Below are 24,511 nucleotides of genomic sequence, written 5' to 3' on the forward strand. Positions count from 1 at the left end.
GCCCGCCCCCGCATTTCTCCCCACCCACTTAACCCCGCTGCAAGTCCGACCCGCTACCCAGAACCTTCGCGCAGAGCGGAGCGGCGGAATGGCGGCCGGGATGTCCCTCGGCGAGGCGGAGGCGGGCGGCGGCGCCGGCACCGCGCTCGCGGTGTTCGGCGTGCGGATCGCCGCGGCGGCCTGCGCCTTCGTCGCCCAGGTGCTGATGGCGCGCCTGATGGGCGGCGAGGAATACGGCATCTTCGCCACGGTCTGGGTCTGGACCGCGCTGCTGGGCCACGCCTCGACCTGGGGCCTGTCGCAGGCCGCCTGCCGCTTCCTGCCGACCTATCGGGCGACCGGAGCGGGCGGGCTGGCACGCGGCTTCCTCGCGTTCGGATCCCTGTTCTCGCTGGCGGCCGGCGCCGTGGCGGCGGGGCTCGGCGCCGCCCTGCTCTGGTGCGTCCCCGGCCTCGTCGGCCCCGGCTACGCCGCCCCGCTGCTCGTGGCGGCGCTGGTACTGCCGCTCTTCGCGCTCCAGGATTTCTGCGAGGGCGTGGCGCGGGGCCGCAACTGGACGCTGCTCGCCGTCGCGCCGCCCTACCTGCTGCGCCAGGGCCTGATCATGGCCCTGATGCTCGCGGCGGTCGCCGTCGGGGCGCCCGCCGAGGCCGCGGTCGCGGTGGCCTGCACGCTCGCCGCCACCGCCCTGTCGCTGGCGCTCCAGGCGGGCCTGCTGCTGCGGCGCCTGCGGCGCGAGCGGCGCCCGGACCGGGCGCTCTACCCGTTTCGCGAGTGGCTGCGGGCGGCGCTGCCGATGGCGCTGATCGACCTCGCCGGCTCGGGCTTCAACTTCGTCGACGTGCTGGTCCTCGGCTTCCTGCTGCCGCCGGCCGAGGTCGGCGCCTATTTCGCGGCGACGCGGCTGCTGCAATTCGTGGTCTTCGTCCAGTACGCCGCCTCCTCGGTCACGGCGCAGCGTTTCGCCGAGGCGCAGGCCAAGGGCGACCGGGCCGGGCTCGAGGCCCTGGTCCGGCGCTGGTCGCGGCTGACGCTGCTCGCGACCGTCGGGACCGGCCTCGCCGTGGTGGCGGCGGGACCGCTGCTCCTCGGGATGTTCGGGCCGGAATTCCGCGCCGCCCTGCCGCTCCTCGCGATCCTCGTCGCCGGCCACGGTCTCGCGGCGGCCTTCGGGCCGGCCGAGGACCTGCTCGCCATGCTGGGGGCCGAGCGCGCCTGCGCCGCCGTCACGGTCGCGCTCCTCGGGGCGGCGGTGATCCTCACCCTCGCCCTGGTGCCGCTCCTCGGCCTGACCGGGGCGGCGCTCGCGGCCTGCCTCGTCACCGCGGGGCGGGGGGCGGCCCTGGCGCTCCTCGCCCGCCGCCGCCTCGGCCTCCTCACCCCGGCCTTCGCCCGATGAACGCCCACACGACGATCCCGCTCGCCGCGGCCCCGACCAGCACCGCGACGTGCTGCACCGAGATCACCTGCACGGTCACGACCCTCGCGGGCCTCGCCCGCGAGCCCGCCGCCTGGGACGCCCTCACCGCCCGCTCGGCCGGGTCGAACCCGGATTATTCCCGCCGGGTGATGGCGGCGCATCGCGATCACGGCCTCGCTCCGACGGGCCTGCCCTGCCTCGTCGTGCGGCGCGGCCCGGACCTCCTGGCGCTGCTGCCGTTCCGCCTCGGGCGCGGGCCCCTCGGGCTCGGGCGGATCGCCCGGCCCTTCACCTCGCCGTACCTGACCGTGACGGTGCCGCTGGTGGCGGCGGGCGCGGAGACCGCGCCGGCCCTCTCGTCCCTCGTCGCCGGAATGCGGAGCCTGGGCGTCGCGTGGTGGTGGCCGCTCCTGCCGGCGGAGGATTCCGTCGGCGCGAGCGTCCTTGCCGCGCTCGCCCGCGACGGCTGGGCCGGCGCCGAGATCGCGGGCTTCCCGCGCCCGGTCCTCGACCGGCGGCCGAGCCACGAGGCCTTCCTGAAGGAGCATCCGCACAAGGGACGGCTCAAGGACCTGCGCCGGCGCCGGCGGCGGCTCGACGAGGCCGGCGCCGTCACGATCGAGGCGGTCGGGCCGGACGGCGACCTGGCGGGTGCGGTCGCGGAATTCCTCGCCCTGGAGCGGCGCGGCTGGAAGGGGCGGGCCGGCACCGCGCTCGCCTGCGACGCGCGGACCGCCGGGCTGGCGCAGGCCCTGTTCCGGGCCGGGGACGGGCCGGTGATGGCGCGTGCCGACCTCCTGCGCCTCGACGGCCGGGTCGTCGCCGCGAGCCTCGCGCTGGTCTGCAACGGCACCGCGACCCTGCTCAAGACCGCCTATGACGAGGAACTGCGCTCCCTCGCCCCCGGCGTGCTGCTGGAGGCCGAGATCGTGCGGGCGCTGCACGAGACCCGCTTCGCCGACCGGCTCGATTCGGCGACGCTGGACAGCGCCGTGCTCGACGACCTCTACCCCGACCGCGCCCGCATCGCCGAGATCGTGGTCTCGCCCCCGGGCGGCCCGTCGCCCGACCGTCTCGCGCAGCGGGCGCGGCGCCAGCATGCCGCCAGGGACTGGCTCAAGGCGTGCCTCGCCCGGCTGCGGCGCCCCCGATGACGGTGGTGTCGGCGGCGTCGGTCTCGCGGGCCGCGTCGGCCTCGCGGGCCGCGTCGGCCTCGCGCCATCCCACCCGGGCCTCCGGCTTCGCATCGGTCGAGGCGAAATAGGGCTTGATGTCGAGGAGCGGCGTGCCGTCGAGGCAGTCGAGGCCGCGCACCCGCACGCGTCTGCCCTCGATGCCCAGCAGCTCCACCACCGAGACCGCGATCGGGTTCGGCCGGGCCGGCGAGCGCAGCGCGAAGGTGCCGCGGGGTTCGGGGGCGTGGCGGGGCTGCTGCGCCACGAGGTTCCGCGGCGCCCGGTCCATCCAGTAGAGCACGATCAGGTGGCTGGTGCCGGAAAGGCCGCGCAAGGCCGGGGCGAAGCGGGGATCGACCTCGAGGGTGCAGACGGCGCTCGACCGGCCCGAATTGCGCGGGCAGTCCGACCGCACGGTCCAGGGCGTGCGCACCCGGCCGACGAAATAGAGGCCGGCATCGAACGCCTCGGGCAATTCGACGGCCTCCTCGCCCGGGCGCGGACCGAACTCCGCGCCGGAACGCGGGTCGAACTCGCCATCCGCCTCGCTCATCGCGTCACCTCCGTGCCGAAACCCGCGGGATCCGGGTCGCCCCGCAGCGGCACCCGGTATAGGCTGGCCGGCAGGGCAGCAGGGAGACCGATCGCGTGTTCGTCGACGAGCTGAGACCGATGGAAACGGTGGCCGATCCCGAGACGGCGGTCGATCGCCTGGCAGCCCTGCATGCCGCCGCCACCGGGAGCCTGCGGGACGCGCTGACCCGCTTCCTGAGCCACGGCACCGCCCCCGATGCCGCCGAGCGGCTGACCTTCCGCTACCCCGAGCTGCGCCTGACCTATCGGCCGTCCGGGCCGCTGCCGCGCATCACCCGCGCCACCGCGAAGTTCCAGGGTCCTGGCGTCTACGCCACCACGTTGACCCAGCCGGCGCATTTCCGCGCCTACCTGCTCGAGCAGCTGCGCCCGCTGGTCGAGGATTACGGCGCCACGATCGAGGTCGGCCTGAGCGCCCAGGAGATCCCGTACCCCTACGTCGTCGAGCCCGGGGCGGAACTGGCCCGCGGCGTCACGTCGAGCGACCTGGCCCGCCATTTCCCGACCCCGATGCTGTCGAGCGTCGGCGACGAGATCGCCGACGGGCTGTGGCAGGAGGCGGGCGACGAGGTGCGGCCGCTCGCCCTGTTCGACGGGCCGCGGGTCGATTACTCGCTGCGCCGCCTCGTACACTATACCGGAGCCGACTGGCGCCAGATCCAGCCCTGGATCCTGCTCACCAACTACCACCGCTACGTCGACCAGTTCATCCGGGTCGGCCTGAAGGCCCTGGTGGCCGAGCCGGAGCGCTACGCCCGCCTGGTCCTGCCCGGCGGCGTCGCGGTCGAGGCCGGGGAGGCGGCGGGCGCGCAGGCCGACGCGCTGATCGCCGCCTCGCCCTGGCACCGGTTCCAGATGCCGGCCTACCACCTCGTCGCCCGGGACGGGCAAGGACAGCCGGGACAGGGGACGAGCCTCGTCAATATCGGCGTCGGCCCCTCCAACGCCAAGACGATCACCGACCACCTGGCGGTGCTGCGCCCGCATTGCTGGCTGATGGTCGGCCATTGCGGGGGCCTGCGCCAGTCGCAGACCATCGGCGACTACGTGCTGGCCCACGCCTACCTGCGCCGCGACCGGATCCTCGACGAATTGGTGCCGCCGGACGTGCCGATCCCGGCCCTCGCCGAGGTCCAGGTCGCCTTGCAGGAGGCCGCCGCCAGCGTCACCGGCGAACGGGCGGAGGCCCTGAAGCAGCGCCTGCGCACCGGTACGGTGGTGACCTACGACGATCGCAACTGGGAATTGCGCTGGTCGCAGGAGCGCCGGCGCATCAACCTGTCCCGGGCGATCGGCGTCGACATGGAGAGTGGCACCATCGCGGCACAGGGCTACCGCCTGCGGGTGCCCTACGGCACGCTGCTCTGCATCTCCGACAAGCCGCTGCACGGCGAGATCAAGCTGCCGGGCGCCGCCAACGCCTTCTACGAGCGGGCGGTGGGCGAGCACCTCCTGATCGGGCTCGCCACCCTCGATTCGCTGCGGCGCAACCGGCACGGGCTGCATTCGCGCAAGCTGCGCAGCTTCGACGAGCCGCCGTTCCGGTAACGCGATGCCGCTGCCGATCTCGAACAGCCGCCACGTCGCCGTGGCGGACGGCGCGTCCGAGCGCGTCGTGGCGATCTCGGATCTCGCCGCCTCCCTCGGCGCCGACGCGCTGATCCGCCTGCACGAGGACGATTTCGCCGCCCTCGCGGGGGTCGGCCGCGACCTCGTGCACTTCAACCTGGAACGCACGATCAACCGCGTCGGCCTGGCTTACGCCCTGCTGCCGATCCGGCGGCCGGGGCGTCGGCGGCCCGGCGGCCCCGAGGAGCTGCCGGTCCTCGACCCGACCCGGTTCCGCACCGGCCTGTGCACCGAGATCCGCCAGGGCGTGCCCGTGTCGGCGGTGACGCCGGAGCTGTTCGCCGCGTCGCTGCCGACGATCCGGGACGCCGAGGCCCTGGCGGCGGCCCTGGTGCGCCGATACCGCAGCCTGTTCCCGGACCTCGCACCGGCGGAGATCGTGGCGCGGGGCTGCGCGGTGACGCGGCTGCGCCTCGACGAGACCTGACGGCCGGGTGCCGTTGATGTCGCCCCCGCCGCGAGGGTGCAGAGCCAGGGCGCGGGGGATGCCTGGACGACATGAGGAACAATGTCCTTGCCCGGCCATGATCCGCCTCGAGGCCGGACGGCCCGAGACCCTTACGTCAGCGACCCATTGCAAATCCTGACTGTTCGCGCCTGACCGGACGATTCGGCGACAATGCTTTTACCGGTTCGCAACCGGCCGTCGGACAGGTTGCGTTCAGTCGGAGCCGGACGCGAACCTTCATGCTGCAGACCGCCGAAGCCCTGGTCGCCCTGCACGATGGTCGGCTCATCGGTCTGTCGCTGCTGATCGGCGTGCTCGCCCCGATCACCGCGATCGACCTGCTCCAGCATGCCCGCATCACCACCGGCACCAGCCGGGGCATCTGGATCTCGGCCGCCGCCATCGCCGGCGGCTTCGGGGCGTGGGCGAGCCATGTCATCGCGCAGGCCGCGATCCGGCCCGTCAACGCGATGCAGAATGACGGCGACACCCTGCTCCTCGGCCTGGTGCTGATGATCCTCCTCACCGGCGCCGGATTGCGGAGCGCGGTGTCGGCGCCGCCCCGTGTCGCGCCCTGGCTCGGCGGCCTCCTGATCGGTCTCGGCCTCACGGCCTCCGCCGCCACGGTGTCGGCCGACCTGCCGATGGCGGGCGGGCCGGCCTGGCTCCTCGGTCTCGGCCTCTCCGGCCTCGGGGGAATCGGGCTCTGCGGCCTCGCCCTGTCGATCCCGAACCGGTGGGAGGGTCCGGCCAGCCGCGCCGCCGGGGCGCTGATGGTGTCCGCGGCCGCGATGCTGCCGCACGTCGCCGGGGTCGTCGCGGCCGGGGAGGGCCTCTCGCCGACGCCCCTCGACGGCCAGTTCGCCGCATCGCTGGGCTTCGCCAGCCTGACGCTGCTCGTCCTCGCCCTCACGGGCCTCGCCCTCGACGGCCGCGTCCGGCGCCGGCGCGCCGAGCAGGACCTGATCCGCAACCTCGCCGATGCCGCGGTCGAGGGCATCGCGGTCTGCCGGGACGGGCGCATCGTCACGGTGAATACCAGCCTCGCCGAGCTGATCGGCCGGGCGCCCGCCGCCCTGGTCGGCCAGCCGGTCACCGAGATCCTGCCGGAGGCGCTGCTGCGGCGCCTCGACGCCGGCCCGAGCGGCGACGTCGTCGAGGCGGAACTTCACGGCGCGAACGGCGAGGCCCTGCCGGTCGACGTGATCCGCCGGCCGCTCGGCAACCAGCCCTGCCATGCCTACGCCGTGCGCGACCTGCGGGCGCGGCGCCAGGCCGAGCGCGACATCCGCTTCCTTGCCCATCACGATACGCTGACCGGCCTGCCGAACCGGGCGAGCTTCCGCGGCCGTCTCGACGAGGAGATCGCCCTGGCGCGGGCGGGCGGGCACCTCGTGGCGGTGCTCTGCCTGGACCTCGACCGGTTCAAGGACGTCAACGACCTCTACGGCCACGCGATGGGCGACGGGCTGCTGCAGGCGTTGGCGCGCTGGGTCGCGCCGGTGCTCGGGCCGCGGCAGATGATGGCACGCCTCGGCGGCGACGAGTTCGCGATCCTGATGCCCGACGTCACGACGGCGGAGGAGGTCGGCCGGCTCGCCACCGAGGTCCTGCGGGTGATCCGCGAGGGCAACGCCCTGGCCGGCACCGGTCCGATCCTGGCGACCAGCATCGGCATCGCACTCTGCCCGACCGATGCCGAGGACGGCCAGACCCTGCTCAACCACGCCGACGCCGCGCTCTATTGCGCCAAGAACCACGGCCGCGGCATCCACCGGTTCTTCGAGCCGGTCCTCGCCGCGCAGATCCGCGAACGGCGCGCCATCGAGCACGACCTGCACCACGCCGTCGAGCGCGGCGAGTTCCAGGTCGTCTACCAGCCGCAGCTGGCGGTCGGCAGCGGCGTCGTGGTCGGGTTCGAGGCGCTGGTGCGCTGGCACCACCCGGAGCGCGGCACCGTGCCGCCCGACCTGTTCATCCCGATCTCGGAGGAGATCGGCAGCATCCTGGCCATCGGCGAGTGGGTCCTGCGCGAGAGCTGCCGCGAGGCGGCCACCTGGGAGAAGCCCCTGCGCGTCGCCGTCAACGTCTCGGCCGTGCAGCTCCATGCCCCGGGCTTCTCGGAGCTGGTCCACGAGGTCCTGTTCACCACCGGCCTCTCGCCGGCCCGGCTCGAACTCGAGATCACCGAGACCGCCCTGGTGCGCGATCCCGTGCGGGCGCTCGCGGCCCTGCGCCGGATCAAGGCGATGGGGGTGCGGATCGCGATGGACGATTTCGGCACCGGCTACTCGTCGCTGTCGAACCTGCGCGCCTTCCCGTTCGACAAGATCAAGATCGACCGCTCGTTCATCCGCGCCGTCGACATCAACCGCGAGACCGCGGCGATCATGCGGGCGGTGCTGGGGCTGGGCCGGGGCCTCGGCCTGCCGGTCCTGGCGGAGGGCGTCGAGACCTCGGCCGAACTCGCCTTCCTGGGGGCCGAGAACTGCCACGAGGCGCAAGGCTACCTCCTCGGCCGCCCCGGACCGATCGCGCATTTCATCGAGCACACCCGCGAGGCGCCCGGCAACGAGGCGGCGGCGTGAGGCGGAGATCCGCCCGATCGACGGGATCGGGCGGATCTCCGGCCCTCGTCCGGGTGTCCCGGAACGGCGAGGGAGCGGCCTAGTCGATCCGCCGCAACCCCTGCGCGAAGCGCTTGGCATTGGCGACGTAGCGGTCGGCGGAGGCGCGCAAGGACGCCACCGCCGTCTCGTCGAGCAGCCGCACCGCCTTGGCGGGGGCGCCGACGATCAGGCTGTTGTCGGGGAACTCCTTGCCCTCGGTGACCAGCGCATTGGCGCCGACGAGGCAGTTGCGGCCGATCCTGGCACCGTTGAGGATCGTCGCGCCCATCCCGATCAGCGTGTCGTCGCCCACCGTGCAGCCATGCACGATGGCGCCGTGCCCGACCGTGATGCCGTCGCCGAGGGTGAGGGGGAAGCCCGCATCGGTGTGGAGCACCGCACCTTCCTGGATGTTGGTGCGGTCGCCGATCGCGATCGGCTCGTTGTCGCCGCGGATGACCGCCCCGAACCACACCCCGACCTCGCGGCCGAGGCGCACCCGCCCGATCACGTGGGCGTCGGGCGCGATCCAGGCGCTGCCGTCCTCCGGCAGGACCGGGCTGACGGTGTCGAGGGCATAGAGCGGCATCGGCGGGGTCCTCCGGGATTCGTGTCCGATCCCCTTTCGCATGCCGGATCGGCGCCGTCAGCCCGATCCCGCGACCACCCCGTCGCGCGATCATCCACGCCGGCAGGCCCCTCCCGCGCAGCCTCTACACCGAGCCGACGGTCTTCAGCCGCGCCCGCGGGTGGATCTCGGCCTGGCTCATCACCGGGGTCTCGCGGCGGAAGCGCTCGATGATCGAGCGCACGAAGGGCCGGGCCTGGACCGAGGTGACGAGGACCGGCATCTCGCCCATCCGCGCCGCCTCCTCGAAGCGGTCGCGCACCGTGGTGACGAAATCCGACAGCTTCGAGGGCTGCATCGCCAGGTGGCGCTCGTCGCCATGGCCGACGATCGCCTCCATGAAGGCGCCCTCCCAGGCCGGCGACAGGGTGATGATCGCCAGGACGCCGCCCGGCCCCTGGTACTGGGCGCAGATCTGGCGGCCGAGGCGGGCGCGGACATGCTCGACGATGTCGCGCGGGTTCTTGATGTGGCCGGCCACCTCGGCGATGCCCTCGACGATGGTGCCGAGGTCGCGGATCGAGACCCGCTCGGCGAGCAGGTATTGCAGCACCCGCTGGATGCCCGTGGTGGCGATCTGGCCCGGCACCACCTCCTTCAGGAGCTCGCCGTGCTCCTTCGGCAGCTCCTTCAGGAGCTTGTGCACCTCGACGTGGTTGAGGAGGTCGGCGACGTGGGCCTTGATCACCTCGGTGAGGTGGGTCGAGACCACGGTGGCGGCATCGACCACGGTGTAGCCCTTGAGCTGGGCCTCGTCGCGCAGCGAGGCATCGACCCAGGTCGCCGGCAGCCCGAAGGTCGGCTCCAGGAGGTGCTGGCCGGGCAGCTGCACCTGGCCGCCCATCGGGTCCATCGCCATGAACTGCCCCGGGAAGACCTGGCCGGTCCCGGCCTCGATCTCCTTGACCCGCACCACGTAGCTGTTGGCGTCGAGCTGGATGTTGTCGAGGATGCGCACCGAGGGCATCACGAAGCCGAGCTCGGCCGCGAGTTGCCGGCGCAGGGCCCGGATCTGGTCGGTGAGCCGGTCCTGCCCCCCCGGCCCGTTGACGAGGGGCAGGAGGGCGTAGCCCATCTCGAGCTTCAGGTCGTCGAGCTTCAGGAGGTCGGCGGCGGTCTCCTCCTGCGCCGCCGTGCCGTTGGCGGCCTGCGCCGCGCCGCCCGCCCCGTCCTCGGCCTCGACGGGCTTGGGCATCAGGGCGATGCGGCGGGCGAGATAGGCGGCGCCGAGCCCGAGGCCGAGGAAGGGCAGCATCGGGATGCCGGGCAGGAGCCCGATCAGGATCATCACGCCCGCCGACATGCCGAGCGCCTTCGGGTAGTTGGCGATCTGGCGCCCGAGCGCCCGGCCGGCCGCGCCGCGCACGCCGGCCTTGGAGACGAGGAGGCCGGCGGCCGTCGAGACGATCAGGGCCGGGACCTGGCTGACGAGGCCGTCGCCGACGGTGAGCAGGGTGTAGGTCTTGGCGGCGTCGCCGAATCCCATGCCCTGCTGGGCGGTGCCGATGATGATGCCGCCCACCACGTTGATGACGGTGATCAGCAGGGCGGCGATCGCATCGCCGCGCACGAATTTCGAGGCGCCGTCCATGGCGCCGAAGAACGAGGATTCGTCCTCCAGGGACTGGCGGCGGGTCCGGGCGGCCTTCTCGTCGATGAGGCCGGCCGAGAGATCGGCGTCGATCGCCATCTGCTTGCCCGGCATCGCGTCGAGGGTGAAGCGCGCCGCGACTTCCGCGATCCGGCCCGAGCCCTTGGTGATGACGACGAAGTTCACGATGATCAGGATCGCGAAGACGATGATCCCGATCAGGAAGTTGCCGCCCATCACGAAGTGCCCGAAGGCCTCGATGACGTGGCCGGCCGCCGCCGTCCCTTCGTGGCCGTGGCCGAGGATCAGCCGGGTCGAGGCGAGGTTCAGCGCCAGCCGCAGCATCGTGGCGATGAGCAGCACCACCGGGAAGACCGTGAACTCGAGCGGATTCTCGATGAACAGGCCGGTCATCAGGATCAGGACCGACAGGATGATCGAGACCGCGAGCAGCAGGTCGAGGAGCAGGGCCGGCAGCGGGAAGATCAGCACCACCAGGATGCCGAGCACCGCGACGGCGAGCACGATGTCGCTGCGGCGCGTCAGCGCCATCAGGTCGGCCCGCGTCGGCAGCGCGAAGATGCGGCCCGCGCCGAGTGCCCCGGTCTCGCTCATCAGATCCCATCCACCGTCGACCCGGCAATTCCTGCCGGGTGCATGGTTAGGGATCGGTTAACGGCCGGGCCGGACGCCGCGGAACCGGGAGGGTCTCCGGCCGAACGGATCGCGCGCTATCGAAACCGACCTGTTCATACTGGAACAATTGTCGTGTTCCAGTTTTGTGCGCCGCAGCGCAAAGCGAAGATGAGCTGGCCGCTCTCAATCGTCAAGCTGGGCTGACGCTCATATTAAATTCGTTGTTCACCTCGGTCTCGACGTTCCTCCTGCGGAACCAAGCCGCCCGGCAATGATTGAGATGGCATCGATCGGTCAGACAAGGTTCGAGGAGATCATGCGCAAGACCCTCATCACTCTCGCGGCTCTCGGCATGCTCGGCGCCGGCGCGGCGCAGGCCCAGACTACCGTGACGGGCGACCCGGCGCGCGACGCCAAGCCCAGCACCCAGTCGCAGGGCCAGGAGGCGGTGACCCGGCCCAACACCGACATGATGGACAAGAGCAACCCGGGCACCACCGGCACGGTCGCCACCAACGCCAAGCTCGAGCCCGGCGCCAACAGCTTCACCGAGGCCCAGGCTCGCAGCCGCATGGAGCAGGCCGGCTTCAAGGACGTCAAGGACCTCAAGAAGGACGACCAGGGCATCTGGCGCGGCCAGGCGATGCAGTCCGGCAACACCGTGATGGTCGGCCTCGACTTCAAGGGCAACGTCTCGACCGCCCGCTAAGGCTCGCCGCCCTCTCTCATCGCTCCATTCTCTCATCGAAGGACAACGCCCATGGCGACCCGTACCATCACGGCTCTGTTCGACAGCTACGACGACGCCTCGGCGGCGGTGCGCAAGGTGGAGGCGGCCGGCGTGCCGCACGCCGACGTCAGCATCGTGGCCAACAACCAGGACGAGCGCTATTCCGGCCACGTCTCCCGCCACGACACGGCGACGACCAGCGAGACCGCCCATGAGGCGTCGAACGGCGCCGGGGCCGGCGCCTCGCTCGGCACCGTGCTCGGCGGCGGCGCCGGCCTGCTCACCGGCCTCGGCCTTCTCGCCATTCCGGGCGTCGGCCCGGTGGTGGCGGCGGGCTGGCTGGTCGCCACGCTCGCCGGTGCCGGCGTCGGCGCGGCGGCGGGCGGCCTGATCGGCTCGCTCACCGGCGCGGGGCTCAGCGAGGAGCAGGCCCATTCCTACGCCGAAGGCGTGCGCCGCGGCGGCACCCTGGTCACCGTACGGGCCGACGACGCCCATGCCGACCGGGTCGCCTCGATCCTGAAGGAGCACGGCTCGGTCGACATGGACGACCGCTCCCGGGGCTGGCGCCAGGAAGGCTGGACCGGCCGCCATGACGAGGCCGCCGCTTTCGGGACCGCTCCCTCGATGACCAACCCGGCGGCGGTCGCCGGCGGCTCGTCGGCGGTGGGTGCGGCGGGCAGCACCACCACCGGCCTCAACACCGGCGGCATGCCTTTCGCGGCCGGTGCCACGCCGACGACCCAGACCGTCGATCCCGGCCTGCCCGGCACCACCCGCGAGCGTCAACTCGGCATCGAGGACGAGCTGCCCCCGGCCCGCCAGCCGCTCGGCACCGAGCGTCGCTGATCCGGGGCGGGTGAGGCCCGCCAGATGAACATGGGAAGCGGCGGCGGGGGCGACCCCGCCGCCGCTTCCCGTTGCGCATGGCCTGCGCGGATCCGCCCTGGAACGACGGGATTGATCGACGACTGTCCATGCCCCTCGCGGCGGAGCGGGCCGGCCGCCGGAAAACTTGTCTCGTCTTGAGTGAACTGTGCATCGGAGCACCTCGCCTCCTCCAATCGGAGGACGCGCATCCCCGGCGTTTTGGCATCTTTATGGTCCTAGAACGGCGCCGGGGGCGCCGGGGAGCCGCCCGATGCCCGAGACCGAGATCTGGCCCGCCCTGCTCGGGCCGCTCGTCACCGCCTATGCCCCCGTCCTGGCGTCTCCCGGTCCGAACCTGCTGGTGGTGGTACGTGCCAGCGTCGCGGCTCCGGGGCGGGGACCGCTCGTCGCCGCCCTCGGGGTCGCCTGCGGCGCCGCGCTGGCGGCGAGTTTCGCCGGGCTCGGCGCCTCGCTCCTGCCGGCGGGCCGGCTCGTCACCGGGCTCGGCACCGCCCTGTTCGCATTCCTGATGCTGCGAGCGGCCCTCCGGCTGATCAGCGGCCGGGCCGGTCGGCCCGACGATCCCGCCCGGCTCGCGCCGGGGCGCGACGCGGGCACCTTCGCCCTGGGCCTCGGCGCGGCACTGACCAATCCGGTGAGCCTCGCCTTCTTCACCGGCTTCTTCCTCGCCCATCCGGACCGGGCGGCCCTGCCGTTGGCGGGAGCGGCGGTGTTCTGCATGGCGGCACTCTGGTTCGGCCTCGTCGGCCTCGTCCTCGCCAGGCCGGCCTGCCGGGCGCGGCTCGCCGGGACCGGCCGCCTCGCCCGGCACGTCCTGGCGGCGTCCCTCGTGGCCTGCGCGGCCCTGGCGGTCTGGCGCGCCGTGCAGGCTTGAGCGCTGGCGCGGCATTGCCTGAACGCTGGCGCGGCTTGGCGAACCTCCCCTACAGTGGCGGCAACCACAACGGGAGGAATCACCATGCGCTGGATCGCCGTCCTCGTCGCCCTCGTCTGCGCCGGCCCGGCCCTGGCGCAGGAGACGCCGCAATTCCGGGTCGATCCGGCCTGGCCCAAGCCCCTGCCGAACAACTGGATCATGGGGCAGGCGGCGGGCGTCGCGGTCGATGCCGAGGACCATGTCTGGGTGATCCAGCGGCCGCGCACCCTCACCGACGACGAGAAGGCCGCGAGCCTGACCCCGCCGCGCAGCCGCTGCTGCGTCCCGGCCCCACCGGTCCTGGTGTTCGACCAGGAGGGCACCCTCATCAAGTCCTGGGGCGGGCCGGGCGAGGGCTACGACTGGCCGCAGAACGAGCACGGCATCCACATCGACCACAAGGGCTTCGTCTGGCTCGCCGGCAACGGCGAGCAGAACGGGCAGATCCTGAAGTTCACGAAAGACGGCCGCTTCGTGATGCAGATCGGCAAGGCGGGGCCGCAGACCGACAGCCGCGACACCACGCGCCTGGGCAGGCCCGCCAACATGCAGGTCGATCCGGAGACCAACGAGCTCTACGTGGCCGACGGCTACTACAACCACCGGGTCATCGTGTTCGACGCCGAGACCGGGGCGTTCAAGCGGATGTGGGGCGCCTACGGCGAGCCGCCGACCGACTTACCCCTCGGCCCCTACGATCCGGCGGCGGCGCCGGCGCGGCAGTTCCGCAACCCGGTCCATTGCGTCCAGGTCGCCCGCGACGGGCTGGTCTATGTCTGCGACCGCACCAACGACCGGGTCCAGGTGTTTCGCCGCGACGGCACCTTCGTGAAGGAATTCACCGTCGAGCCGCAGACCCGGGCCAACGGCTCGGTCTGGGAACTCGCCCTGTGGCCGGACGAGGCGCAGAGCTTCCTGATGAATGCCGACGGCGCCAACAACGAGGTCCGCACCCTGCGGCGCGACGACGGGGCGATTCTCGGCCGCTTCGGCCGCAACGGCCGGATGGCCGGCGACTTCCACTGGGTCCACAACCTGGCGATCGATTCCCGGGGGAATGTCTTCACCACCGAGGTCGATACCGGCAAGCGGGCGCAGAAATTCCTGCTCCAGGGCAACATGGTGCTGCGCAAGCGCACGCCCTGACGCGCCTCACGCCTCGGGCGTCGCGAAATCCTCGGCCCGGGCGGCGAGGTCGTCGAGGTTGCGCCGCAGCTGCTCCAGGGTGAAGGCGAGCCAGAAGATGCGGCCGACGCCGTCGGTCGGGAGCGTCCGGGTCACCTGGCGCCGGCGCATCCCGTCGATGGCCTCGCGGTAGCCGGCGATGGCCGCGAGCAGGGCCGCGTCGTCGCCGGCGGGCCGGCGCCCCGCCGCGAGCGCCTCGGCGAGATCGCGCAGGCGCGCCGCCGCCGCGTTCGCGGCGGCCCTCCAGGCCTCGGCGATGTGGACCCGCAGCACGTCCGCGTCGGCCTCCGCGACGGCGCGGCGGAGCAGCACGAGGTCGTGGCGCAGGCGCATCAGGGTGCGCAGCAGCGGGTCCGGGTCGGGGGCGGCCGAGAGCCGGCTGCGACGCTCGCGCGCCGCCTCGCCCGCCACGGTCTCGAGGCGCGACAGGCTCCGCCGCACCGCCGGCGGCAGGGCCTTGGCCTCCGGCGTCTCCTCCGCATCCAGGCGGGCCAGGGCCTCGAGCTGGCCGGCGAGCAGCCGGGCGAGGCCGGCGGCCTGCTGCGTCACCGCGCGAGAGGCCCGGGCCGGCACCAGCCCGAGCGAGACCGCGAGCCCGACGACGCAGCCGAGCCCGATCTCGAAGATCCGGTCGAGGGCGAAGGCGATGGGGCCGAGCGTCGAGCCGGTGGTGGAGAGCAGCACGATGATCGCGGTGATCGGCGCGATGCGGAACCCCGCCGAGACCGTCGCCGCGAAGGTCAGCGGCGCCACCGCCACGAACAGGGCCGCGAAGGTCGAGGCACCGCCGTGATGCGGGATCGCGAAGGCGACCGCGCCGCCGTAGCAGGCACCGAGCACCGAGCCGAGGAACCGGTCGAACGCCGCCTTGAGCGAGCCGCCGACGCTCCCTTGGGTGACGATGAGCGCGGTGATCACCGCCCAGTAGCCCTGCGGCAGCCGGAGGGCCTCCGCCAGCACGAAGGTCGCGAGGCTCGCCGCGGTCATCCGCAGCCCCTGCGTCAGGCGCGGGCGCTGGCGGTCGAGCGCGCGCCGCAGGATCGTCGGTGCCCGCCGCAGGCTGTCCGGGAGAGAGGCCATGCCGGCGAGGAAGCCGGTGCGGGCCGCCGAGTCAATGGTAAGGGTTCGCGCCGGGGATGAGCCGCGTCACGTGGGGCCCAGGCCGTCATCCGGGCTTTACCGGACCCGTGCGATGTCCTTACGAGAGAAGAGGTGACGGCAAGCGAGGTCAGGGCAGTGACGATGCGCAAGATCGCGGGTGTAGTCGGGATGATGGGCATGCTCGTCACCGTGCAGGCGGAGGCGCGGTCACTGGCCGCGATCAAGCAGGACGGCACGCTGCGTGTCGGCATGTCGGGCGACTACGCGCCCTATTCCCTGCGCCTGCCCGACGGCAGCATCAAGGGCGCCGACGTGACCATGGCGGGCGAGCTCGCCCGTGCGCTCGGCGTCAAGGTCGAGATCGTGCCGACCACCTGGAAGACGCTGAAGGACGACCTGCTCGCCGACCGCTACGACGTGGCGATGGGCGGCGTCAGCGTCACGCCCGACCGGGCGGCGGTGGCCGATTTCTCGGTGCCGGTCCTCACCGACGGCAAGCGCCCGATCGTGCGCTGCGCCGACAAGGCCCGCTTCGTCACGGTCAAGGACATCGACAAGCCGGAGGTCCGCGTCGTGGTCAATCCCGGCGGCACCAACCAGCGCTTCGCCGACGCCAACTTCCCGCACGCCTCGGTGCGGGTGTTTCCCGACAACCGCGCCATCTTCAAGGAGGTGGCCGAGGGCCGGGCCGACCTGATGGTCACCGACGGCGCCGAGGTCGATTACCAGTCGCGGCGCAGCGCCGGCGTGCTCTGCCCGGCCGCCGTGCCCGACACCTTCGACAAGGCCGACAAGGCCTATTGGATGACCCGCGACCCGGCCCTGAAGGCGGCGGTCGACGAGTGGTTGACGAAGACCCTGAAGAGCGGCGCCTACGGCAAGGCGCTGGCGAAGGCGGCGGAGTAGGGGGGAGGGGCGCCTGCCCGGTCTCACGGACGAGCCGGGTGCGTGACGCCCCCCGGCCCGCTCAAGAACGAGCCTCCGCTCTTTCCCGGATCCCCTTCCGCCGACCGCTCGGTCGTCCGGGAAAGGGCGGAGGGGTCGAAACACGGTCCGGATGCCGCGATGTCCGGAGCATCGGCTCCGGACATCGCCGTCGCGGGTTTCGTTCAGCCGAGGAAGCCGATCGAGATCCACGGCACCAGGATCACCACCACGAGGCCGGCCAGCAGCGCCAGCATGTAGCCGACGATCGGCCGGATGCCGGCATCCGGATGGATCCGGCTGATCGCGCAGGCGGCGTAGTAGCCGACGCCGAAGGGCGGCGCGAACAGGCCGACGCCCATCGCCAGGATCACCACCATCGCGTAGTGCACCTCGTGCACGCCGACCTGGCGGGCGATCGGGAACAGCAATGGTCCGAACAGCACGATCGCCGGGATGCCTTCCAGCACCGAGCCGAGGATCACGAAGGCCACCGCCGAGACGACCAGGAAGCCGAGCGCCCCGCCGGGCAGGCTTTTCATCATCACCGCCAGGCTCTGCGAGAAGCCCGACTGCGTCAGCGCCCAGGCCATGCCGGTCGCAGCCCCGATGATCAGCAGGATCGCCCCCGACAGGGAGGCGGTCGAGACCAGCATCGGGTAGACCCGGCGCCAGTCGAACTGGCGGTAGATCAGCAGGCCGGCGAGGATCGCGTAGACGATGCCGATGGTCGAGACTTCCGTGGCGGTCGCGACACCTTCCACCACCGCGGCCCGGATGACGAAGGGCAGGGCGATCGCCGGGAAGGCGATGACCAGGGCCTTGCCCACCTCGCCCTTGGTGGCACGCCGGACGTGGCTCAGGTCCTCGCCCCGGTAACGCCACCAGACCAGCATGCAGAGCGTGATGCCGAGCACGACGCCGGGCAGCAGGCCGCCGGTGAAGAGCGCGGTGATCGACACGCCGGTCACCGACCCGATGGTGATGAGCACCAGCGAGGGCGGGATGGTCTCGGTCTGCGCGCCGGTGGCGGCCAGCAGCGCCACGAGGTCGCCCTCCTTGGCGCCGCGCTGCTTCATCTCGGGGAACAGCACCGGGGCCACCGCCGCCATGTCGGCGGCCTTGGAGCCCGAGATGCCCGAGACGAGGTACATCGCGCCGACCAGCACGTAGTGCAGGCCGCCGCGGACGTGGCCGAGCAGGCTCGCCAGGAAGCCCACCATGGCCTTGGCCATGCCGGTCATCTCGATGAGCAGGCCGAGGAACACGAAGAGCGGCACGGCGAGCAGGATGAGGTGGCTCATCCCCTCGTCCATGCGCCCGACCACCACCATGGCGGGGGCCCGCGTCGTCAGCATCAGGTAGCCGAAGGTGGCGAGCCCGAACGCGAAGGCGATCGGCACGCCGGTGAAGACCAGGGCGCCGACGCCGAGGACGAAGAAGATCAGCAGGTTCCAGTTGCCCAGCGTGCGCAGCGTCGGCTCGGCGAGCATCAGCGCGGCGATGATGAGCCCGGTGAGCGCCACCGCCCCGACCGCGTGGCGCCAGTCCGCACACTCGATCAGGCGGAGCGCCGCGACGACCAGCATCAGGCCGAAGCCGACCGGCAGGGCGGCGGCGCGCCAGGCATTGGTGATCTCGAGCGCCGGCGTCTGGACGAAGACCTCCTCGGCCGCGAACTCGTAGGCCGGATGCAGCAGCATCAGCACGAAGGCGAGGCCGGCGGCGAGCGCCACCGCCTCCAGGAAGGCCTGGGTCTTGACCGAGGCCATGCTGACCAGGGCCGTCATCCGCATGTGCTCGGCGCGCCGATAGGCCACCACCGAGCCCAGCATGGCGAGCCACAGGAACAGGATCGAGGCCAGCTCGTCCGACCAGACGATCGGCGAATGGAAGACGTAGCGGCTGACGACGCCCGCGAGCAGCACCACGATTTCGGCCACCACCAGCAGGGCGGCCGGAATCTCGATCAGCGGGCCGAGGGCGTTGTCGAGCGTACGCGCCCAGGCGCGCTTGGCGGATGCCGCCGGCAGGGCCGGCGTCTCCGTCGCGATGTCGACATGCATGGTTGCCTCCCTCAGGCCAATTTGCCGGCGACCGCCTCGAGGTGCTCCCAGGCGGCGTCGCCGTACTTGTTCTTCCAGTCCTTGTAGAATGTCGTGCGACCGAGCGCATCGCGAAATTTCTGGCGATCGACGTCGACGAAGGTGATTCCCTTGGATCCGAGCTCCTGGACGAGGGAGGCGCTCAGGCGCACGATGTCGGCGCGCTGGTCGTCGGCCGAGCGGTCGAGCTCGCGGCCGACGAGGGCGCGCAGGTCCTCCGGCAGGCGCTGGACCGCGCGCTTGTTGCCGAGGATCCAGTAGCCGTCCCAGACGTGGCCGGTGAGGCTGCAGGTCTTCTGCACCTCGTAGAGCCGGGTCGTCGCGATGATCGCGAGCGGGTTCTCCTGGCCCTCGAAGATCTTGGTCTGCAGCGCCGAGTACAGTTCGTTGAAGTTGAGCGGCGCCGCGCCGGCATCGAACGCCTTGAACAGCGAGGTCAGCATCGGCGAGGGGGGCACGCGGATCTTGAAGCCCTTCAGGTCCTCCGGGGCCTTGATCTCACGGGTCGACGAGGTGATCTGGCGGAAGCCGTTGTCCCAGACCTTCGAGACGGCCTGGATCGGCGTCTTGGCGATCTGCTCGCGGATATAGGTGCCCAGCCCCCCGTCCATCGCCGTCCAGACCTCGGTATAGTCCTTGAAGGCGAAGCCGGTATTGGGCAAAGCCGCGGCCGGGACGAAGGTCGAGAGGATCGAGGTCGAGAGGTTGAAGAACTCGACGCTGCCGTTGCGGACCTGCGACAGCAGGTCGGTGTCGGAGCCGAGCTGGTTGGCCGGAAAGAGCTTGATGTCGAGCCGCCCGTTCGAGGCCTCGCGGATGCGATTCAGGGCTTCCTGGGCGCGGATGTTGACCGGATGGGTCGGATCCTGGCCGGTGGCGAGCTTGTACTCGAACTCGGCGGCGCGGACGGGGCGGGTGAAGACCGTGGCGAGGGGAAAGGCTGCGGCACCGGCCAGCAGGGTGCGGCGGGAGAGGGAATGGCTCATGGCGTTTCCTCGGGGATTTGGGGGATCTGGACCGGTTGGGCCGGTCTCTGGACACGGTGAATTCGCCTGCGGCCGAGCCGCAGGATTCGGGATAAGGCGCGGGTCTCCCCCTTCCCCGCGGGCGGGGAGAGGGGATGCGCCCGACCCATGTGCTTGCATTACTTGCCGTTGAGGGCCCGGTAGGACCCGATCACCTGGCTGTCGTCCTCGGCCCCGGCCCCACGGCCCGACGCCGCCAGGAAGAGCTGATGCGCCAGGGCCGCCAGCGGCAACGCCGCCTTCTCGCTGCGCCCGGCCTCCAGCACGATGCCGAGATCCTTGACGAAGATGTCGACGGCGCTGGTGACCCGCGGGGCCTCCTCCAGCATCCGCGGACCGCGGTCGCGCAGCATCCAGCTCGACGCCGAGGAGCCCGAGACGATCTCGAGCGCCGTCGCGCCGTCGATGCCGACCTTGGCCGCCAGCGACAGGGCCTCCGCCGCCGCCGCCAGGTTCACCCCGCAGAGAAGCTGGTTGACCGCCTTCATGGTGGCGCCCTGGCCGGGCTCGGGCCCGACATGGAACACCTTGTCGCCCATGGCCTCCAAGAGCGGCCGCACCTCGGCGATCACCGCGGCGGGGGCCGCCGCCATGATGGTGAGGGTGCCGGCCTCGGCGCCGACGACCCCGCCGGAGACGGGGGCATCGACGAAGGCCCGGCCGGCGGCGGTGACCCGCTTGGCCAGAGCCGCCACGGAAGCCGGCGGGCAGGTGGCCATCAGGACGATGGTCGCGTCCGGGGCCAGTCGCTCCAGGGCGCCCTCGCCGAACAGGATGGCCTCCGCCTGATCGGCATTGACCACCATCAGCACCAGCGCCCCGGCACCGTCGGCCGCTGCCGCGACGGTCTCGGCGGGTTGGCCGCCGGCGCTCGCGAAGGCGGCCCGCCCCTCGGGCCGCAGGTCGAAGCCGCGGACGGGAAAGCCGTGGCGCACGAGGTTGCGGGCCATCGGCAGGCCCATCGAGCCCAAGCCCACGAATGCGACGGGAGACACGGCGCTCACAGCCATTCGCGGATGCTCCGCACCATGGCGTTCGTCGAGATGCCGTAGCGGTCGTGGAGGGTCGGCAGGGCGCCGGCATCCAGGAACTCGTCCGGCAGGCCGACCTGCCGGAAGGCCTTCGGGATCGTGCCGGAGCGCATCAGCAGCCCCGCCACCGCCTCGCCCAAGCCGCCCACGACCGTGTGGTTCTCGGCCACCACCACCAGGCGCCCGCCCTTGCCGGCCTCGCGCAGGATGGTCTGCGTGTCGAGCGGCTTGATCGTCGGCACGTGCAGCACCGCGACGTCGACCGCGTCCGCGCGCAAGGCCTCCGCCGCTTCGAGGGCCCGCATGGTCATCAGGCCGGTCGAGATGATCAGGACGTCGTTGCCGTCCCGGATGGTCTTGGCCTTGCCGAGTTCGAACGTGTAGCCGTATTCGTCGAGCACCAGAGGCACGTTGCCGCGCAGGAGCCGCATGTAGACCGGCCCCTTGTGATCGGCGATGGCCGGCACCGCCTGGGCGATCTCGTGCGCGTCGCAGGGGTCGAGGATGGTCATGTTGGGCAGGCCGCGGAAGATCGCGATGTCCTCCGTCGCCTGGTGGCTCGGGCCGTAGCCGGTGGTGAGGCCGGGCAGCGCGCAGACGATCTTGACGTCGAGGTTCTCCTCCGCGATCGCCATGCAGATGAAATCGTAGGCGCGCCGCGCCGCGAACACCGCGTAGGTGGTGGCGAAGGGCTGGAAGCCCTCCCGCGCCATGCCGGCGGCGGCGCTGATGAGCAGCTGCTCGGCCATGCCCATCTGGTAGAAGCGCCCGGGGTGTGTCTTCGCGAAGATGTGCAGGTCGGTGTACTTGCCGAGATCGGCGGTGAGCCCGACGATCTCCGGGCGTTCCTCGGCGAGCTTGGCGAGCGCGTGGCCGAACGGGGCCGGCGCGGTGCGCTGGTCGGGCCCGGCGAGCGAGGCGATCATCGCCGAGGTGGTCAGGCGCTCACCCGTATTGGCCTCGGAGAGCCAGGCCGGGCGCGTGTATTTCGAGCGTCTCATGCGGGCCTCCCGGCATCCAGGATCTTCAGGGCGTCCTGCCATTCCTGCGGCTCCACCCGCAGGAAGTGGTTGCGCTCGCGCGCCTCCAGGAAGGGGATGCCCTTCGCCATCGTGGTGTCGCAGATGATGATGCGGGGCTTCGGCTCGGTGCAGGCCCGGGCCGCGTCGAAGGCCTGGACCAGGGCGTCGATGTCGTTGCCGTCGACCCGCTGGACGTGCCAGCCGAAGGCCTCGAAGCGCGAGGCCGCGGGCTCGAAGCCGGTGACCTGCGAGGCCGGGCCGTCGGCCTGCTGGTTGTTGACGTCGACGAGGACGATCAGGTTGTCGAGCTTCCAGTGGCTCGCCGACCAGGCGCCCTCCCAGATCGAGCCCTCGCCGAGCTCGCCGTCGGAGATCAGGCAATAGACGAACGAATCCGACCTCTTGCGCTTCAGGCCGAGGCAGAAGCCGACCGCGAGCCCGAGGCCGTGGCCCAGCGAGCCGCCGGTGATCTCCATGCCGGGGGTGTAGGCGGCCATGCCGGACATCGGCAGGCGGCTGTCGTCGGCGCCGTAGCTCGTCAGCTCGTCCTCGGGCAGGATTCCGGCTTCGAGGAGGGCTGCGTAGAGCGCGATGGCGTAGTGGCCGATCGAGAGGAGGAAGCGGTCGCGCCCCTCCCATTCGGGATCGTCCGGCCGGTAGCGCATGGCGTGGAAGTACGACACCGCCAGCACGTCGGCGATGCCGAGGGCCTGGGCGATGTAGCCCTGGCCCTGGACCTCGCCCATCAGCAGGGCGTTGCGGCGGATGCGGTAGGCGCGCTCGGCCAGCGACGGGCTGTTCTGCCCAAGTCCTGCCGGGGCCTTCTCGATCGGGGGCATGGTCGCCTCGCTCAATGGATCAGCATGCCGCCGTTCACGTCGATGACGGCGCCGGTGATGTAGGAGGAGAGGTCGGAGGCCAGGAACAGGCAGGCATTGGCCACGTCGTCGGCGACGCCGAGGCGGCCGAGCGGGATGCCCTTGGCGATCTCGATCTTCAGCTCGTCGGTGAGCTTGCCGCCGGTGATGTCGGTCTGGATCAGGCCGGGGGTGATGCTGTTGACCCGCACCGTGTCGGGGCCGAGCTCGCGGGCCATCGCCTTGCTTAAGGACAGCACGCCGCCCTTGGCCGCGCTGTAATGCGGTCCGCCGAAGATGCCGCCGCCGCGCTGCGCCGAGACCGACGACATGCAGACGATCGAGCCCGATTTCTGCCGGCGCATCTGCGGCACCACCGCCTGGCTCATGTAGAGCGTGCCGCGCAGGTTCACGTCGAGCACCGCGTCGTAATTGCCGGGCTCGATCTCCATGAACTTCAGCGGCTGGGTGATGCCGGCATTGTTGATCAGCACGTCGATGCGACCGAACCGCGACACCACCTCGTCGGCGGCGGCCAGGCAGGCGGCCTTGTCGGTGACGTTGCAGGCGAGACCCAGATGGCCCTCGCCGATCGCGCGGGCGGCCTCCTCGGCCTGGCCGGCATCGAGATCGAGGATCACCACCTTGGCGCCGTGGCCGGCGAAGAGCTTCGCGGTGGCGCGGCCGATGCCCCGCAACGATGCAGCACCGGTGATCAGGCACACCTTGTCGGTCAGCAGCATGTCGTCCTCCCTGGCTTGTCGGGCACGAGGGAGTGCTTGCCGGCCGGGGCCTCACGCCCCCGTCGCCGCCCGTCCTCGACGGTGCCTCCCTCGTTTCGTTGACCGCAGAGTGCCCGGGGCGAGGGGACGGGGCAAACGCGCAAATTGCACGGGGAGGTGAATGGGATTCATCTGGCGCCGGCCGACGGCGAGCTGCTCCCGCTCGCGCCGCTTTCACCCTCCGCGTCATCCCGGGGCCGCGCAGCGGAACCCGGGATGTCGGAGTGTCGTCCGCGCGGGTGCCTTTCGCTTCGTCGCCGCGACGGTCGGCTCACGCCAGATCCTCCGGCAGCACGATGCGCATCTCCTGCGCCAGCCAGCGCGCGAAGACCCGCAACGGCGCCCGTCGCCGCGTCGTCGCCGGATAGACGAGGTGATGGCCGACGTAGGTGATGTCCTGCGCCAGCCCGCGCAACGGTGCGACGAGGCGGCCGCTGGCGATCTCGCGTTCCGCCAGCAAGGTCGATTCGAGCGCCACGCCGAGCCCGTCGGCCGCGGCCAGGATGGCGAGGAAGCTGCGGTCGAAGCGGACGCCGAGGGGCCGCGGCGCCGGCAGGCCGTTGCGGGCGAACCAGAGCGGCCAGCGCACCTGCTTGTTGTCGCTCTGGATCAGCACCTGGTCGAGGAGATCGTGCGGTGCGCGGATGCGGGCGGCCCGCGCGGGGTCGCAGAGCGGGGTCACCGTCTCGGTGCAGAGCGGCACCGTCACCAGGCCCTCGCCCCGGGGCGGGCCGTAGACGATGTCGGCGTCGAACTCGTCGCTGACGAAGCGGGCATAGTCCATGCCGGCGGCGAGCCGCACCTCGAACCCCGGATGGGCGGTGAGGAAGCGGGCGAGGCGCGGCGTCAGCCATTGCGCCGCGAGGCTCGGCGCGCAGTGCAGGCGCAGGAGCTGCGGGCCGCGCGCCGCCACGAGGTCGAGGCCGCGATGCAGCTCGTCGAAGGCGCGGCTCACGTGGTCCAGCAGCGCCTCGCCGGCGGCGGTCGGCACCACGCCCTGGCCCTGGCGCTCGAACAGGGTGACGCCGAGCGCCGCCTCCATCTTGCGGATGGCGTGGCTGACGGCGCTCGCGGTCAGGTTCAGCTCCGCCGCCGCATCCTTGAAGGACCGGCGGCGCGCCGCCGCCTCGAAGGAGCGCACGGCGGAGAGGGGGACACGCAGGGACATCACGCCACGATGCGGTGCGGGCCGGCGGCTTGGCAACCGGCTCC

Annotated in this window: 20 protein-coding genes and 1 pseudogene; 10 read left to right on the plus strand and 11 right to left on the minus strand. The window is 72.0% G+C overall.

Translation table 11 applies throughout. From position 1 onward, the window contains the following. The first annotated feature begins 88 nt into the window (after positions 1–88). The gene (locus tag G4G93_RS26860; RefSeq protein WP_165088835.1) at positions 89–1,399 is read left to right on the plus strand and encodes a lipopolysaccharide biosynthesis protein; all 1,311 of its coding nucleotides are present in this window, start codon (positions 89–91) and stop codon (positions 1,397–1,399) included. After that, positions 1,396–2,574 carry a GNAT family N-acetyltransferase gene (locus tag G4G93_RS26865; protein WP_165088837.1) on the plus strand — a complete coding sequence of 393 codons (1,179 nt, stop codon included), beginning with the start codon at positions 1,396–1,398 and terminating at the stop codon, positions 2,572–2,574. Before G4G93_RS26860 ends, G4G93_RS26865 begins: the two co-directional genes overlap by 4 nt. On the opposite strand, the gene tsaA is transcribed toward G4G93_RS26865, so the two are convergent. After that, positions 2,537–3,148, minus strand: coding sequence for a tRNA (N6-threonylcarbamoyladenosine(37)-N6)-methyltransferase TrmO (tsaA, locus tag G4G93_RS26870; RefSeq protein ID WP_165088840.1), 612 nt, complete (start codon positions 3,146–3,148; stop codon positions 2,537–2,539). The genes G4G93_RS26865 and tsaA overlap by 38 nt on opposite strands. Positions 3,149–3,243: 95 nt before the next feature. Between tsaA and G4G93_RS26875 the strand changes: the two genes are divergently transcribed. The 3 genes from G4G93_RS26875 (at position 3,244) to G4G93_RS26885 (ending at position 7,854) form a co-directional block, all read left to right on the plus strand. After that, positions 3,244–4,737 (plus strand): AMP nucleosidase, encoded by a 1,494-nt coding sequence (locus G4G93_RS26875; RefSeq protein WP_165088843.1) that lies wholly within the window; start codon positions 3,244–3,246, stop codon positions 4,735–4,737. A gap of 4 nt (positions 4,738–4,741) precedes the next feature. Continuing rightward, positions 4,742–5,245: a hypothetical protein gene (locus G4G93_RS26880; protein WP_165088844.1), complete on the plus strand. Its 504-nt coding sequence runs from the start codon at positions 4,742–4,744 to the stop codon at positions 5,243–5,245. A 260-nt stretch (positions 5,246–5,505) separates the two neighbouring features. After that, positions 5,506–7,854, plus strand: a complete 2,349-nt coding sequence (locus G4G93_RS26885) for a bifunctional diguanylate cyclase/phosphodiesterase (RefSeq protein ID WP_165088847.1) — start codon at positions 5,506–5,508, stop codon at positions 7,852–7,854. Between the two features lie 79 nt (positions 7,855–7,933). Here the strand turns inward: G4G93_RS26885 and G4G93_RS26890 are convergent, their stop codons facing one another. Then, the gene (locus G4G93_RS26890; protein ID WP_165088849.1) at positions 7,934–8,464 is read right to left on the minus strand and encodes a gamma carbonic anhydrase family protein; all 531 of its coding nucleotides are present in this window, start codon (positions 8,462–8,464) and stop codon (positions 7,934–7,936) included. A gap of 124 nt (positions 8,465–8,588) precedes the next feature. Further along, a complete protein-coding gene (flhA, locus tag G4G93_RS26895; protein ID WP_165088851.1) occupies positions 8,589–10,709 on the minus strand; it encodes a flagellar biosynthesis protein FlhA in 2,121 nt (706 codons plus the stop codon). A 337-nt stretch (positions 10,710–11,046) separates the two neighbouring features. Between flhA and G4G93_RS26900 the strand changes: the two genes are divergently transcribed. From G4G93_RS26900 to G4G93_RS26915, 4 genes and pseudogenes are all read left to right on the plus strand, one after another. After that, positions 11,047–11,439 (plus strand): hypothetical protein, encoded by a 393-nt coding sequence (locus G4G93_RS26900; RefSeq protein ID WP_165088854.1) that lies wholly within the window; start codon positions 11,047–11,049, stop codon positions 11,437–11,439. 51 nt (positions 11,440–11,490) lie between these two features. Beyond that, positions 11,491–12,102: pseudogene (locus G4G93_RS26905) on the plus strand (hypothetical protein); the annotation flags it as partial. 499 nt (positions 12,103–12,601) lie between these two features. Further along, positions 12,602–13,225, plus strand: coding sequence for a LysE family transporter (locus G4G93_RS26910; protein WP_165088859.1), 624 nt, complete (start codon positions 12,602–12,604; stop codon positions 13,223–13,225). Between the two features lie 84 nt (positions 13,226–13,309). Beyond that, complete coding sequence (locus tag G4G93_RS26915; protein ID WP_165088862.1) at positions 13,310–14,413, plus strand: hypothetical protein; 1,104 nt, start codon at positions 13,310–13,312, stop codon at positions 14,411–14,413. A 6-nt stretch (positions 14,414–14,419) separates the two neighbouring features. Here the strand turns inward: G4G93_RS26915 and G4G93_RS26920 are convergent, their stop codons facing one another. Further along, positions 14,420–15,532 (minus strand): FUSC family protein, encoded by a 1,113-nt coding sequence (locus G4G93_RS26920; RefSeq protein ID WP_165088864.1) that lies wholly within the window; start codon positions 15,530–15,532, stop codon positions 14,420–14,422. A 132-nt stretch (positions 15,533–15,664) separates the two neighbouring features. On the opposite strand from G4G93_RS26920, the gene G4G93_RS26925 reads away from it, so the two are divergent. Then, positions 15,665–16,459 (plus strand): transporter substrate-binding domain-containing protein, encoded by a 795-nt coding sequence (locus G4G93_RS26925; RefSeq protein ID WP_312892271.1) that lies wholly within the window; start codon positions 15,665–15,667, stop codon positions 16,457–16,459. A gap of 203 nt (positions 16,460–16,662) precedes the next feature. Here the strand turns inward: G4G93_RS26925 and G4G93_RS26930 are convergent, their stop codons facing one another. From G4G93_RS26930 to G4G93_RS26960, 7 genes are all read right to left on the minus strand, one after another. Next, complete coding sequence (locus G4G93_RS26930; protein ID WP_165088866.1) at positions 16,663–18,543, minus strand: TRAP transporter large permease subunit; 1,881 nt, start codon at positions 18,541–18,543, stop codon at positions 16,663–16,665. A gap of 11 nt (positions 18,544–18,554) precedes the next feature. Continuing rightward, positions 18,555–19,568: a TRAP transporter substrate-binding protein gene (locus G4G93_RS26935; RefSeq protein ID WP_165088869.1), complete on the minus strand. Its 1,014-nt coding sequence runs from the start codon at positions 19,566–19,568 to the stop codon at positions 18,555–18,557. Positions 19,569–19,726: 158 nt separating this feature from the next. Continuing rightward, positions 19,727–20,617, minus strand: a complete 891-nt coding sequence (locus G4G93_RS26940; protein ID WP_165088871.1) for an NAD(P)-dependent oxidoreductase — start codon at positions 20,615–20,617, stop codon at positions 19,727–19,729. Next, a complete protein-coding gene (locus G4G93_RS26945) occupies positions 20,608–21,639 on the minus strand; it encodes a transketolase family protein (protein ID WP_165088873.1) in 1,032 nt (343 codons plus the stop codon). The genes G4G93_RS26940 and G4G93_RS26945 overlap by 10 nt, the downstream gene beginning before the upstream one ends. Continuing rightward, complete coding sequence (locus tag G4G93_RS26950) at positions 21,636–22,499, minus strand: transketolase (RefSeq protein WP_165088875.1); 864 nt, start codon at positions 22,497–22,499, stop codon at positions 21,636–21,638. Before G4G93_RS26950 ends, G4G93_RS26945 begins: the two co-directional genes overlap by 4 nt. An 11-nt stretch (positions 22,500–22,510) precedes the next feature. Then, positions 22,511–23,260 (minus strand): SDR family NAD(P)-dependent oxidoreductase, encoded by a 750-nt coding sequence (locus tag G4G93_RS26955; protein ID WP_165088877.1) that lies wholly within the window; start codon positions 23,258–23,260, stop codon positions 22,511–22,513. A 310-nt stretch (positions 23,261–23,570) separates the two neighbouring features. Then, on the minus strand, positions 23,571–24,467 hold the full coding sequence (locus G4G93_RS26960; protein WP_165088879.1) for a LysR substrate-binding domain-containing protein: 897 nt from the start codon (positions 24,465–24,467) through the stop codon (positions 23,571–23,573). Between the last annotated feature and the right edge of the window lie 44 nt (positions 24,468–24,511).

This window comes from Methylobacterium sp. DB0501 (assembly GCF_011043735.1).
GTDB classification, from domain to species: domain Bacteria; phylum Pseudomonadota; class Alphaproteobacteria; order Rhizobiales; family Beijerinckiaceae; genus Methylobacterium; species Methylobacterium alsaeris.

Excerpts from the sequence above, each read along its gene's own strand:
- G4G93_RS26880 (WP_165088844.1), top strand. The coding sequence starts at position 4,742 with ATGCCGCTGCCGATCTCGAACAGCCGCCACGTCGCCGTGGCGGACGGC.
- G4G93_RS26915 (WP_165088862.1), top strand. The coding sequence starts at position 13,310 with ATGCGCTGGATCGCCGTCCTCGTCGCCCTCGTCTGCGCCGGCCCGGCC.
- G4G93_RS26885 (WP_165088847.1), top strand. The coding sequence starts at position 5,506 with ATGCTGCAGACCGCCGAAGCCCTGGTCGCCCTGCACGATGGTCGGCTC.
- G4G93_RS26890 (WP_165088849.1), bottom strand. The coding sequence starts at position 8,464 with ATGCCGCTCTATGCCCTCGACACCGTCAGCCCGGTCCTGCCGGAGGAC.
- G4G93_RS26955 (WP_165088877.1), bottom strand. The coding sequence starts at position 23,260 with ATGCTGCTGACCGACAAGGTGTGCCTGATCACCGGTGCTGCATCGTTG.
- G4G93_RS26935 (WP_165088869.1), bottom strand. The coding sequence starts at position 19,568 with ATGAGCCATTCCCTCTCCCGCCGCACCCTGCTGGCCGGTGCCGCAGCC.
- flhA (WP_165088851.1), bottom strand. The coding sequence starts at position 10,709 with ATGAGCGAGACCGGGGCACTCGGCGCGGGCCGCATCTTCGCGCTGCCG.
- G4G93_RS26960 (WP_165088879.1), bottom strand. The coding sequence starts at position 24,467 with ATGTCCCTGCGTGTCCCCCTCTCCGCCGTGCGCTCCTTCGAGGCGGCG.
- G4G93_RS26865 (WP_165088837.1), top strand. The coding sequence starts at position 1,396 with ATGAACGCCCACACGACGATCCCGCTCGCCGCGGCCCCGACCAGCACC.
- G4G93_RS26930 (WP_165088866.1), bottom strand. The coding sequence starts at position 18,543 with ATGCATGTCGACATCGCGACGGAGACGCCGGCCCTGCCGGCGGCATCC.
- G4G93_RS26945 (WP_165088873.1), bottom strand. The coding sequence starts at position 21,639 with ATGAGACGCTCGAAATACACGCGCCCGGCCTGGCTCTCCGAGGCCAAT.
- G4G93_RS26940 (WP_165088871.1), bottom strand. The coding sequence starts at position 20,617 with ATGGCTGTGAGCGCCGTGTCTCCCGTCGCATTCGTGGGCTTGGGCTCG.
- G4G93_RS26860 (WP_165088835.1), top strand. The coding sequence starts at position 89 with ATGGCGGCCGGGATGTCCCTCGGCGAGGCGGAGGCGGGCGGCGGCGCC.
- G4G93_RS26950 (WP_165088875.1), bottom strand. The coding sequence starts at position 22,499 with ATGCCCCCGATCGAGAAGGCCCCGGCAGGACTTGGGCAGAACAGCCCG.
- G4G93_RS26920 (WP_165088864.1), bottom strand. The coding sequence starts at position 15,532 with ATGGCCTCTCTCCCGGACAGCCTGCGGCGGGCACCGACGATCCTGCGG.
- tsaA (WP_165088840.1), bottom strand. The coding sequence starts at position 3,148 with ATGAGCGAGGCGGATGGCGAGTTCGACCCGCGTTCCGGCGCGGAGTTC.
- G4G93_RS26900 (WP_165088854.1), top strand. The coding sequence starts at position 11,047 with ATGCGCAAGACCCTCATCACTCTCGCGGCTCTCGGCATGCTCGGCGCC.
- G4G93_RS26910 (WP_165088859.1), top strand. The coding sequence starts at position 12,602 with ATGCCCGAGACCGAGATCTGGCCCGCCCTGCTCGGGCCGCTCGTCACC.